This is a genomic window from Reinekea blandensis MED297 (genome assembly GCF_000153185.1).
Taxonomy (GTDB): domain Bacteria; phylum Pseudomonadota; class Gammaproteobacteria; order Pseudomonadales; family Natronospirillaceae; genus Reinekea; species Reinekea blandensis.
Window position 1 is genome coordinate 410,937 of the sequence record NZ_CH724151.1, and the last position, 12,577, is coordinate 423,513.

A 12,577-nucleotide genomic window follows, 5' to 3' on the forward strand; every position below is an offset into this window, starting at 1 on the left:
CACGCTTTTAAATCCGCACTCTGCTGAGACTGTATAGTAGTGATTTCCACAATAAATACCGGTTGGCACCGGGTGGATTTTCAGGAAAAAACTGGGTGGATTTCCGTTCGATCCAGCAAGGGGTTATGCCGCACCCATCGCAGACACACTTGTCTGAGCCCATTAAAGCAAATAACGGCTAATTGAGGGTGCTCACAGACTGATAGACACCGGTGTTCGCCCCTGTGTATCCACCCTAAGGTTCTTCAGACACCCGGTTCCTGATGTGCTGGTTTTCCTCGGGAGCGATGCCCCAATGCAAAAAAAAGAGCCAAATGCCATGCATTCAGCTCTTCTTGCCAACGGTGACCCGCACCGTTTGAAGTTTATTGCTTTAATTACTTAGCAATACGATCCGCCGCATCATTCAACGCATCTTCTACGGACTGACGACCCTGAGTAATCGCCGTCAGTGCCGATTCCATGTTCGACCAGAAAGCGCTCATTTCAGGAATGTTTGGCATTGGTTCACCGGTCTGCCATACAGCATAGGCATCTGCCAGAGTCTGATTATCCGCCGCCAGCTCTTTCATGAAGCCTTTGTGCGTTACAGCACCCAGTGTACGGTCATCGTTCACGGTGCTCAGACCATCTTTGGTCAGCAGGTAGCCTTCCAGGAACTCAATGGCCAGGTCTTTGTTTGGTGTGGCTGCGTTAACGGCAGCAGACAGTACACCGGTGAAGCCTTTAGGCTGACCGTCATCCACTTTCGGGTAAGGACCCAGGATGATGTCGATACCGGCTTTTTCATAGTCGGCCCACGCCCATGGTCCGTTGATGACACAAGCTACTTCACCCGCCTTGAAGGCAGAGTCGAATACACCGTAGTCAACACCGGCTGGCATCACGCCTGAATCGATCAGATCTTTGATCATTTGCGCACCCGCGATGGCACCGTCGTTATTCACACCGGTGACTTTCGGGTTATAGCTGCCATCGACGTTTTCAAAGGCATAACCGCCTTCAGCCGTCAGGAAACCGTAGGTGAAGTAGGTGTTGTTGTAATCCCACATCAACGCTTTCTTACCATCGGCAGCCAGGGCATCGGCCGCTGCGCGAACGTCAGCGATGGATGCGAAAGGCGCATCAACGATGTCGGCGTTACAGATCTGGGTTGGACCTTCAATTGAAATCGGGTAACCGAAGTACTGACCGTTATATTGCACCGCGCCCCAGAAGGCATCGTCCAGTGCGTTCAGTGTGTCGTCACTTGGCTCAACCGGTGCAATCAGACCAGACTTGGCCCAATCACCAAAACGGTCGTGTGCCCAGATAAAAATGTCCGGACCTTTACCAATCGCGGCTTCTTGTTGGAACTTTTCTGTAACCGATTCCGGCGTCTCTACAGTGACCGGAATACCTGTATCTTCTTCGAATAAATCGCCCACAGCCTGAAGACCGTTATAGCCCTTGTCGGCGTTAATCCAAACCTGCAGTGCACCGTCTTCCCAGGCAACGGCTTGCGTTCCCATGGTGGCACCGGCGATAGTCAATGCAGTAACCAGCGTTTTCTTCATCATAATCACGTTTCCTGTCTTATTGTTGTTGTGGAGTTTAAACCCCTTAACGGCGCTTAAAGTAAACGCTCAGGCCATGCCCGAGAAGGCCTCTTTTTTCGTTCCGGGGTAAAATCCACCTAATCAGACCCGGCTGAAACTCCCGTTGGAACTCATGCCTAAAGGTCGACTTTCCTGATGGGTGGAATCGTGACACGCTGCCATGAACGGCGCCTGAACATGAATACGACGATTGAAACAAAAGGGAGTCGACGAATGATGCCCGTTACCGGGCTCAATCGTCCAAAATGGTATAGCGAGACTGCATTTGATAAGCAATTAGAAAACCAACCAGAGCGCCGACACCGCAGATGGCTGAATCCCGAATGACGCCATGGTCAATCAACACCATGGCCGTCCCCAGCAAGAGACAAGCCGCCATGACGACAAAGAAGAACACCCATTTCATACCCGACTCCATTAACTCACAGGTAACATGTGAACAAGTTTAGTCGGTCAGCGCACTGCCACCACAGCACGCTACAAATTCAAACGGATTGTCGGTTCATTGACACCTTTCAATGCAATTTAAAGCTGTCAACCAAATGTTTCATCTCCTCGGCAATCACCTGCAGTTTTTCAGCGGCTTTCTCGCGGCGCCCGGCGTTGCTGGACAGATCGCTGACCCGGGCAGAGATGCGTGAAATGGACTCATCGATGTTTCCGGCCACCTGAGACTGTTCGCCGGAAGCTTCAGCAATCTGACTGTTCAACTCATTAATCTGCTCTACCGCTTGCGCCACATCCGCCATGGCTTCGGCGGCCTGATTGATTTTCACCCGGTTATCCTGACTGCTGAGCTTACTGCGTTCAATCTGATCAACCGCCGACTGAGCGCCTTCCTGCAGCTTGGTCACCGTGTCCTGAATTTCTAATGTCGACTGATTGGTGCGGCTGGCCAGGTTGCGGACTTCATCTGCAACCACGGCAAACCCACGCCCCTGCTCGCCAGCTCGCGCCGCTTCAATGGCGGCATTCAGGGCCAGCAGGTTGGTTTGTTCGGAGATGGCCCGGATAACATCCAGTACCGAACCAATCGCCTCGGCGTTGGTCGATAAGTGGTCTATCACGTCGGACGTTTGCGTAATACGCTCGGTTAACCGCTCCAGACTGCTCACACTGTTTTCCATGGTCTGTCGGCCATCGTCGGTTTTGGTTTTGGCTTGGGCCGCCAATGCCGAGGCTGCGTCGGTGTTCTGTTTAATGTTAACCGCCGAGGCTGACATTTCCGTCGTGGCCGTTGCCACCATGTCGGTTTCTTCCTGCTGGGCGCGGACACTGGAGGACAACTCCGTACTGCCGCTGCGTGCGGACGTCGCGATGCCGGCCAGCTCATTGGCCGTCGTCGACATGCGTTCGATGGTGCCCTGTAACTTGGCCATCATGGCATCGAATGCGTCGGCAATATGTCCCAGCTCATCGTTGCGATGATAGTTAATACGCAACGACACATCGTTGGTTGATTCGATATTTTGGATAACCCGGGTCAGATTACGAATAGGAACCAACAAGCCCCGCAAGTAAAACAGCCCCATGAATGCACCGATCACCATGACAACGACGGTCGTAATGATGGTCGCCGTCACGGTACTGCCCACCTGACCACGAATGGCTTCACCACCATTGGCGACCTCATCACTGGCTTGAGCCACGTTGGTGGCATCGGTCACCACCTGCTGCATGCTGGCAGTCTGATTTTCAACGTAGACTGAACGTAACTGATCCAGCAGTGCCGATATGTTGTCTGACTGGTCTTTCGCCCCCTGTGCCATAGACGCGCCCATGGACACTGAGTTGGATTCGTACATCTGGAACATCCGCTCAACGTACAGCATGTAGGTTTCCAGCTCTTCGCGTACCTGGTTGAACACCTGAGCATTGCCTGAGTCCATGGTTTCCAGATTGGTCAACAAGGTTTGTAAGGTCTGCTCCAGTTCGCGCCCGGTTTCTACTGAATCGATCCGCAGGGTTAATGCGCCCTGAAAATACCAGTAGTTCATATCCGCAAGGATGGTGACGGCCTGATTAATCGCCTGTACGCGATCCATCACCGACTGTGCTGTGCGAATCGAGGCTTGCTGACGATCCACCAAACGGTTCTGCGACTGTATCAGTTCGGCCTGTGTATCGACCTCACTGTTAATACCCCAGATGTTGACCCCAATCCAGGTGTTGGCGATCAGAATCAGAAAGATGATGGTTGACAGTAAAGCTATGGTCTTGACCTGCAGTGAGAAGCCACTGCGTCCAGACGGTTTTTTTGTTCGTCCCGTCATTATGCCCCCCTGAGGAAACGGACTGCTGACTTGAGCGTAGCAACAAACGGCTACTTTTTCGTCTGACATTGTAACGGCCTGAACGCCGGACTCTTTAGCTGAGTTATGGGGTTCAGAGGCGGGATTGTACTGAGGGTGGAGAGTCAGTTGGGAAGGTTACTCAGAGCGTCTTGTGTCAATTGGCGTAAATGATTGAGATTGTCGGGGATACCGACCAGCAGCCAAAGCGTGGCTGTTGGGCTGACCCGGGAACGCACAATGCGGGCGTTATCCTGAAGCCAATCGAGTAAAAATGCGCGGGCCTGAGCGTTCACGCTGGCGTCATCCGGATACCAGTCGTCCGCGAGTTGCTCACTCCAGCGCACAACCTGATCGTCGAGTGTTGCCTGCATGCGTTCGTGCACGCTTTGCTCACTGTCTTCAGATGAGCGCAATACACTGACCGGGTACCCGGTCACCGGCTCACCACAGACAAAGGATGGCGCCGGCGTTCGCGGACTGTCCGGGTAGACACAGCGCGTCAGCTCGGTATCCACCGAACGTGACGCGCAGGCGCTCAGCGTCAGAACGACGCCAAGCACCAGTAACCGTTTAACCCGTGACATACGCATTTGATCTGACAACTCAGAACAGGACGCGAGCGCGCAGTGTGCCTTTCACCTGCAGCACTTTTTCCAGCGCTTTGCGTGAGCAATCCTGCGCAACATCGATCACCACGTAGCCAATTTTTTCTGACGTCTGCAGATACTGACCCATGATGTTGATGTTGTTTTCAGAAAACACCTGGTTGATTTCGGACATCACACCGGGAATGTTTTCGTGAATGTGCAGAATACGATGCGCGTTTGGATGCGCCGGCAACGCCACTTCCGGGAAGTTCACGGCCGACAACGACGTACCGATGTCCGAGTAGGTCGCCAATTTCTCAGACACTTCAATGCCGATGTTGAACTGAGCTTCCTGTGTCGAACCACCGACGTGCGGTGTCAGCAACACATTGTCGAACTCCCGCAACGGCGAGACGAATTCTTCGTTGTTGCTGCGTGGCTCGACCGGGAACACATCGACAGCGGCGCCAAGCAGCCGCTGCTCTTTCAAAGCCTGCGCCAGTGCTTCAATGACGACCACCGTGCCACGAGCCGCATTGATGAACACAGAGCCGGTTTTCATCTGCGCGAACTGTTCTTCGCCCATCATCCACTTGGTGGAATCGGTTTCCGGAACGTGCAGCGAGACGACGTCGGCCGTATTGAGCAGTTCTTTGAGCGAACCGACCTGACGGGCATTGCCCAGCGGCAGTTTGGTGACGATGTCATAAAACATCACATCCATGCCCAGGCCTTCCGCGAGCACGCCCAGTTGGGTTCCGATACTGCCATAACCGACGATGCCCAGTTTTTTGCCACGAATTTCAAAACTGTCGGTCGCGCTTTTCTGCCAGCCTCCGCGGTGACAAACCGCATTTTTCTCTGGCACACCACGTAACAGCAGGATGGCTTCGGCCAGAACCAGTTCCGCAACCGATCGGGTATTCGAATAGGGGGCGTTAAAGACCGGAATGCCCCGAACCGCCGCTGCATTCAGATCCACCTGGTTGGTTCCGATACAGAAGCACCCGACCGCAACCAGCCGCTCGGCTGCGGCAAAGACCTGCTCGGTCAGTTGAGTACGGGAACGGATACCAATGAAATGCGCATCACGTACTTTTTCCAGCAGTTCGTCTTCAGGAATGGAACCTTTGTGGTATTCGATGTTGGTGTAACCTGCTTTTTCGAACGTATCCAGCGCACTCTGATGTACGCCTTCGAGCAGGAGAATTCGGATCTTGCTTTTGTCCAGAGAGGTCTGCGTCATGATTCGGCTCGTGTCAGTCGGAGATAAATAACGTTGGGTCGGTCGAACGACCCCGGGCGCGCGGATTCTACCATAGCGCCCACCCGCTTGAATGCCCCATTTCGCAACATAACAGTTGATGAACTGGGATTCTCCGACTGGTCAGGATTACTCAGCCGTTAAAAACGATCCCGATCGTGTGTCTGATTGAAATCCAACGCCGGCCCTTTCGGGATGACACCATGCGGATTGATGGTCCGATGGCTGAAATAGTAATGCCGCTTGATGTGATCCAGATTCACCGTCTGTTCAACCCCGTCCACCTGATACAGCTCGCGCAGGTAGTTGCTCAGGTTCGGGTAGTCATCAATCCGTTTCAGATTGCATTTAAAGTGCCCAACGTAGACGGCATCAAAGCGGATCAATGTGGTAAACAGACGCCAGTCGGCTAACGTTATCTGATCACCGGCCAGATAGCGCTGCTGACTGAGCCGGTCTTCCAGCCAGTCCAGAGCCGTAAACAAGGCATCGAAGGCTTCTTCGTAAGCACTTTGCGTGGTTGCAAACCCGCTCTTGTACACCCCGTTATTCACATCGTGATAAACCCGTTCATTGACGGCATCGATGGTCTCGCGCAGTGACTCCGGATAAAAATCCTGTTGGTCACCGGTCAACTCGTTAAACGCCGAATTGAACATCTGGATGATGTCGGCGCTTTCATTGCTGACGATGGTTTCCTGTTGTTTATCCCACAACACAGGAACCGTGACCCGACCGGAATAATCCGGTTGGGCCCGGGTATAGAGCTCGTGATAACAACGACTGCCGTAAAGGTCATCGGCGACAATCACGTCACTGCCGAAATCCGGGCCTTCAAATACCCAACCGTCTTCCAGCATATCCGGATGTACAACGGACACGCCGATGTGTTCTGTCAGCCCTTTCAGCTCGCGCAGAATCAGCGTCCGGTGCGCCCAAGGACAGGCCAGTGAGACATACAGATGATAGCGTCCGCTTTCGGCTTTAAAACCACCCGAGCCGGTGGGTCCCGGTTCACCATCAGGAGTCACCCAGTTACGAAACTGCGATTCAGAACGAATGAATTTTCCGCCGGATTTTTCGGTGTCGTACCACTGATCCACCCATTTTCCGTCGACTAAAAGCCCCATTTGCCACCTCTCTCGTTGTCTGTCGCCTGGCGGGTATCATGCTCCGCAGCTGTCTTGCTGAGCCGGATCGACCCGGCTTCGCGTTTCATAACGCTAGCGTCCCATGCGGCATTGCGCAATTGCGATACCACCGCGATCAGGAAGAGCGGAACCCGCCAAACGCAAAAGTTTATTTAAAGACTATCTTAGAGGGGGCACAGATGATTCAAATCGGGGGATTCTGAGGCTGAGGGTCAAAAAATTTGAAGCGCCAAGTTTACAGGCAAAAAAAACCCCGCCTAAGCGGGGTTTCTTGTAGCCAGAGGCGCTTACTGGACAGCAGCGACCATGTGATCGACCGCCGCCTGCACTTCTTCATCGCTGAGCGAGGCATTGCCGCCTTTGGCAGGCATGGTGTTAAAACCATTGATGGCATGGTCATAAAGGGTATCCACACCCTTCGCGACACGTGGTTCCCACGCGGCGGCATCGCCGAATATCGGGGCATTCAACGCACCGGAGGCATGACAGGCGGCACAGGCGGTGGAGTAGACTTCATCACCACTTTTCGGACCTGAGCTGACCGCTGCGGCCACAGTGGCGGCGGTTTCACAGGGCTCGCCCTGAACGCATACATTTCCGGCTGGTTTCAGGCGGTCGGCCACCGCATCTTCGTAGCTGGTTGTTTCTGCCATCGCCCACCCCAGTGCCAGGGTAGCGACGATCACGAGCAGTTTCTTCATGGGCTTGTCCGTTTCAGATCATTATTCTCAAGGTCGGGCGATTATAACGACTCCTGCGACGCCTAACAATTCAAGGCGCTCGCCTTTTCGACTATGATGCGGGTTTTTACGATGACACAGGAGCCAAAAGCCATGAGAGAAGTTACCGTAGCGGCCACACAGATGCCCTGTGGTTGGGACGTCAGTGAAAATCTCAAGACGGCGGAAAGGCTGGTACGCGAAGCCGCGGCCAGCGGGGCTCAGGTCATTCTTTTGCAGGAGCTGTTTGAACGGCCTTACTTCTGTCAGCATCAGAAAGAAGAATTTCGGCGCTTTGCCACCGCCATCGATGATAACCCGGCCATTGCGCATTTTGCCCCCATCGCCCGGGAACTGGGCGTGGTCTTACCCATCAGCTTTTTTGAGCAATGCGGTCCGGTGGCCTACAACTCCGTCGTTGTGCTGGATGCGGATGGCGAAAACCTGGGTCTGTATCGGAAAACGCACATTCCGGACGGTCCCGGCTACTGCGAGAAGTTTTATTTCACCCCGGGAGATACCGGTTTTCAGGTGTTTTCGACGCGCTTCGGGCGCATCGGCGTCGGGATCTGCTGGGATCAATGGTTTCCGGAAACTGCGCGGGCGATGACACTGATGGGGGCGGAACTGCTGTTTTACCCGACCGCCATCGGCAGTGAACCCTACAATCCGGACATCGATTCTTCCGGTCATTGGCAGCGTACCCAACAGGGTCACGCGGCGGCCAATGTGATACCGCTGATTGCCAGCAACCGTATAGGGACAGAGGTCATCGACGACACTCAGATCACCTTTTACGGTTCTTCGTTCATCGCCGATAACACGGGCGCACTGGTGACGTCGATGGATCGCACAAGTACCGGGTTTATCCAGGCAACGTTTGATCTGGATGCCCTGAACGCTCAGCGCAGTGAATGGGGGCTGTTCCGTGATCGCCGGCCCAGTCAGTATGGCACGTTAATGACCAAAGACGGACGCGCTTAGTCGCGTCGGCTCAGAGGTAATCCAACAGGCGGCTGACCAGCTGACGGTCGAACTCGCGAATCCGATCATCGCGGATAAAGTGAATCTGCAGTCGCTCTTCGGTCTGGCCCACAATCTGACCAAGACCCAGGGACGGGTGTCGGACTCGCTGACCCGCACCTTCGGACGCCTCCGGTGCTGCCGTTTGCCAGTCGATCTCCCCTAACCCCAGATAACGGACATAGGTTTCGACACTGCTGCGGTGCATGTCGGACGGCAAGGTTAAGGACGACTCCGGACTGCCCACGGCTGACGCGACCTGGCGGGCTCCATCGATAAAAGCATCCGGCAGGAAACTCGAGGCGGGAACGCTTCCCCCGGGCGTTGGTACTATGAGCGCCAACCTGTGCCGTGCCCGGGTCATGGCGACATACAACAGTCGTCGCTCACTGGCGAGTGACGTTGGCAAGCTCATTTCGGACTCCGGCTGATACGGGTAGAACTGTCCGTTCAGCTCCGGAATGATGACGCAGGGCCACTCCCGGCCCTTACTTTTGTGAATCGACGTAATCAGAACGCCACCGGCGGTCTGTTCGCGGGCACGTTCGACAAGCGTTTGTAACTGATGGGCGCCATCGGACAAGGCCCATCGATGACTGCGCACAAACGACAGAAACGCCTGCACCGTCGCTTTCTGGTCATCCACCGCCGACGCCGAGAAGGCGTTTTCCTGCATCGCCGAGTAGTAATCGGTGCCCTGCACCCAACCCTGCAGGACAGCATAGGCGGCGCCCTGGCCTCGTTCTGCTTTTTCAATCCAGCGGGCACGCTCGAACAAAGCCTCAGACTGATACCGGGACAGATTTTCCGGCACCGCATTGCGCAGTGCCTGCCCCCATTGTGTGGTTGTCGGAGTTAAGGTCCGGATCAGCTGATCAATCAGCGCTTTCCGGATTTTCAGGTAGGGCTGCGTCAGCAGCGATTGCCAGGCTTGGCGGCGAATGGCTGGCGACCATTGAATTCCCTGACCGTCCGCTAACTGCAGCAGAACCCGTAATGGCCGTAACTCGTGTCGTTCCAGCACACTGAACGGTTGATCGGTTTGATAATGCACGCCATGTTCCAGCAGCATGAGTTCCAACCGGGCGCTGTTTGCCCACAGTCGGTTGATGACCGCGATGTCATCGAGTGAATACGCCTGTTGCCAGCGGGTAATGCAGTCAAAGGCCGCTTGCGCGCTGTCATCACTGACCAACCGAACCAACTCGGTGGTACTTGCGGTAGCATCGGATACACACTGCGTACGAGCGTCATCGTGGGCATAGTTGCCGGAAATCACCTGATTCGCCAACAGGCTCAGGGCATGGCCGAATCGAAAGGTATGACTGAGGTGATAATCCACAACCGGCTGGAAACGTTCGGCAAACTGTTGCGAGAGCAGTTGCGGGCGGGAACCACGGAACTCATAAATCGTCTGATCCGGATCGCCTACGATCATTAACTGTGCCCGGTCCCCCTGCAGCACTTCCAATAGCCGCTGCTGAACCGGGTTAATGTCCTGATATTCATCGACGATGATCTCGGCCATATGACCGCCAAACTGGCGGGCAAGATGAGGTTCGCGCTCAAACCGCATAACCGGTTCGCAAATCAGGTCCGAGTAGGTAAAGCGGCGCTGATCGCTGCGCCAATCTTCAAACCGGTGAAACACCTCGATAAAAAACCGACAGTTATCCGGTAAGCCGGACTGTTCGAAGACCTGTTCAGGAGGCGCCAGCTGGCTTTTGACCAGTTCTATGTAGGCCAGTGCGGGTTCCACCCATTTCTTTTTGCGGCTCAGAACATCATCAGCCAGCGCTTCTGGTGCGCACTCTCGTAACAACTGCCAGAGAATCATCTCGACTTCACTGTCACTCAAAAGCGTCCGGCCAAAAGGCAACATGTCACCCTGACGGATCAGGGTTTGGCAGATCCGGTAGCCCAAAGAATGAAAGGTACGTACATCAGGTAATGACTGGCCGGGCATCAGGGAACGCAGGCGCTGTTCGAAATCGATTTGAGCGGCTTTGTTGTACATCAGCACCAGCAACCGCTTTTTCGGCACACCCGCCGCCAGGCGCTGACGAACATAGGCGGTCAGCGTCTGGGTTTTGCCGGATCCAGCCACGGCAATAATCCGGGCGTGCCCACCTTCATGACCAATAATGGCTTGCTGTTCGTCAGTATACTGCACAATAAAACGCGTCAGATTCGTAAAGGGCGCATAGAATACCAGAGTCACCGCTGAGATTTGCTATAGTTAACGTAGCGCTAAAGGAGTCTTTGCCATGCCCAAACAAGAACTGAAATCCCTCTTTCAACACCTCCGCGATCACCTTCCCGAAGGCGAAACCAGTGCCCAGCAAAAAATGCTGATGGATCAGATCGCTTATCACCTGCACGATGAGGACAGTCCGGACCCGGTAGACCCGACCTTGCGAGATTCGGTCGAAATGCTGATTGAAGACATTGAAGTCGATCACCCGAAAAGCGCCTCGATTGCCCGGAACATTCTGGAAACTCTGGCCGCCATCGGCGTTTAATCCTCGTCTTCAGCCTCAGGCGCATCTTCGCCAACCATGCGGGGGCGATGCGTGTCACTGATTGACTTTGACGTTGGGGCGCCCATTTCCTTAAGGCGCTCCACGTAACTCAACATGGAGCCGCGTCCGTCTGAAAAGGTATTCAGGGCTTCATGAAAGGTCCGGTCAGCGCTCTGAATTTGCGTACCGAGCTTATCCATTTTCCGACTGAACACCGCGACCTTGTCATAAATCTTGCCCGCCAATGCGTAGAGTTCTTTGGCGTTTTCATTTTGCCGTTCCAATACCCAAAGATTGGCCACCGTGCGCAACGTGGCCAACAAGGTTGTCGGGGTCACAACAACGATGTGCCGCTCAAATGCCTCGTTAAACAGTTGTGAGTCCTGTTCGAAGGCGGCAATAAAAGCGCTTTCTACCGGCATGAACATCAGCACAAAATCCGGCGAGTTCAGCCCCGACAAGCCGGGATAGTTCTTGGCACTCAGGGCATGAATGTGATGCCGAACCGCCGAGACATGCGCCTGCAAGGCGGTATTTCGTGTTGCTTCATCATCCGCCGCAACCGCCTTCTGGTAGGCATTCAGGCTGACCTTGCTGTCAATGATAATGTGTTTGCCATCCGGCAGATGAATGATGAAGTCCGGTCGTCGGTTCTGCCCCTGATCGTCTTTGTAGTTAGCTTCCCGCTCAAATTCACGACCCTTCTGCAACCCTGAGCTTTCCAGTATCCGTTCGATCTGTAGCTCACCCCAGTTGCCCTGCAGTTTCTTATCGCCCTTCAGTGCCTTAGTCAGATCGTCCGCCTGACGGTTCAACTGGCTATTCATGTCTTTGAGCACCGACAACTGTGTCAGCAACTGACTGCGACCTTCGACATCCCGGCTGTGGATATCATCGACACGCTGACGAAACTGTTCGATCTGACGATGAAACGGGTCAAGCAAGGCGGTAATCGAGGCCTTTGACTGTTCGCTGAATCGCTGTTGCTTCTGTTCAAAGATGTCGTTCGCCAACTGACCAAAGTCCCGCTTCAACTGTTCGCGACTGTCATTCAGCAATTGCAGCTGTTCGGCATGATGCGCCTTAGCACTTTCAGCACGCGCGTTGATGTCTGCGAGCCGGCTTTCCAAGGTGCGCACTTCGCGTTGAAGCAGGTTTAGCTGCTGATCTTTTGCCGTTAACTGCGCCTGCAACTCCGTCAGCTGCCGAACCTGAACCTGCAGCCCGGCATTCTCAGCCGCCAACCGCGCACTCAGACTGCGCTCCTGGTGCAATGCCTGCTGCATCTCCTCCAACAATAATTGCTGACGTCGCCAGCGAGACCAGAACAACGTGCCAATGACCGTGCTGACCAGCACGGTGGATAGCAGGCCAAACACAAAGGCCTGTTGAATATCGGTGAGCCAGGGGATCAAAACA

At 54.4% G+C, this 12,577-nt stretch carries 11 protein-coding genes; 2 read left to right on the forward strand and 9 right to left on the reverse strand.

Annotated elements, in window-relative coordinates; genetic code table 11:
- Nucleotides 1–377: 377 nt before the first annotated feature.
- The 7 genes from malE to MED297_RS10405 form a co-directional block, all read right to left on the reverse strand.
- Nucleotides 378–1,559: a maltose/maltodextrin ABC transporter substrate-binding protein MalE gene (gene malE, locus MED297_RS10380; RefSeq protein ID WP_008044704.1), complete on the reverse strand. Its 1,182-nt coding sequence runs from the start codon at nt 1,557–1,559 to the stop codon at nt 378–380.
- Between the two features lie 271 nt (nt 1,560–1,830).
- Nucleotides 1,831–2,004 (reverse strand): hypothetical protein, encoded by a 174-nt coding sequence (locus tag MED297_RS22075; protein ID WP_154650904.1) that lies wholly within the window; start codon nt 2,002–2,004, stop codon nt 1,831–1,833.
- A 109-nt stretch (nt 2,005–2,113) separates the two neighbouring features.
- Nucleotides 2,114–3,871, reverse strand: a complete 1,758-nt coding sequence (locus tag MED297_RS21290) for a methyl-accepting chemotaxis protein (RefSeq protein ID WP_050762904.1) — start codon at nt 3,869–3,871, stop codon at nt 2,114–2,116.
- 143 nt (nt 3,872–4,014) lie between these two features.
- Entirely contained in the window at nt 4,015–4,476 is a 462-nt protein-coding gene (locus MED297_RS10390; protein WP_040556974.1) for a hypothetical protein, read from the reverse strand.
- Nucleotides 4,477–4,495: 19 nt separating this feature from the next.
- The gene (serA, locus tag MED297_RS10395; RefSeq protein ID WP_008044717.1) at nt 4,496–5,725 is read right to left on the reverse strand and encodes a phosphoglycerate dehydrogenase; all 1,230 of its coding nucleotides are present in this window, start codon (nt 5,723–5,725) and stop codon (nt 4,496–4,498) included.
- Nucleotides 5,726–5,883: 158 nt separating this feature from the next.
- Nucleotides 5,884–6,873 (reverse strand): glutathione S-transferase family protein, encoded by a 990-nt coding sequence (locus tag MED297_RS10400; RefSeq protein ID WP_008044719.1) that lies wholly within the window; start codon nt 6,871–6,873, stop codon nt 5,884–5,886.
- A gap of 308 nt (nt 6,874–7,181) precedes the next feature.
- Nucleotides 7,182–7,595, reverse strand: coding sequence for a c-type cytochrome (locus MED297_RS10405; protein ID WP_008044722.1), 414 nt, complete (start codon nt 7,593–7,595; stop codon nt 7,182–7,184).
- A gap of 132 nt (nt 7,596–7,727) precedes the next feature.
- Between MED297_RS10405 and aguB the strand changes: the two genes are divergently transcribed.
- The gene (aguB, locus tag MED297_RS10410) at nt 7,728–8,597 is read left to right on the forward strand and encodes an N-carbamoylputrescine amidase (protein ID WP_008044723.1); all 870 of its coding nucleotides are present in this window, start codon (nt 7,728–7,730) and stop codon (nt 8,595–8,597) included.
- A 10-nt stretch (nt 8,598–8,607) separates the two neighbouring features.
- Here the strand turns inward: aguB and MED297_RS10415 are convergent, their stop codons facing one another.
- Entirely contained in the window at nt 8,608–10,857 is a 2,250-nt protein-coding gene (locus tag MED297_RS10415) for an ATP-dependent helicase (RefSeq protein ID WP_008044724.1), read from the reverse strand.
- A gap of 46 nt (nt 10,858–10,903) precedes the next feature.
- Between MED297_RS10415 and MED297_RS10420 the strand changes: the two genes are divergently transcribed.
- Nucleotides 10,904–11,158: a DUF4404 family protein gene (locus tag MED297_RS10420; RefSeq protein ID WP_008044725.1), complete on the forward strand. Its 255-nt coding sequence runs from the start codon at nt 10,904–10,906 to the stop codon at nt 11,156–11,158.
- On the opposite strand, the gene MED297_RS10425 is transcribed toward MED297_RS10420, so the two are convergent.
- A complete protein-coding gene (locus MED297_RS10425; RefSeq protein WP_008044726.1) occupies nt 11,155–12,573 on the reverse strand; it encodes a DNA recombination protein RmuC in 1,419 nt (472 codons plus the stop codon). The genes MED297_RS10420 and MED297_RS10425 overlap by 4 nt on opposite strands.
- Nucleotides 12,574–12,577: the final 4 nt, after the last annotated feature.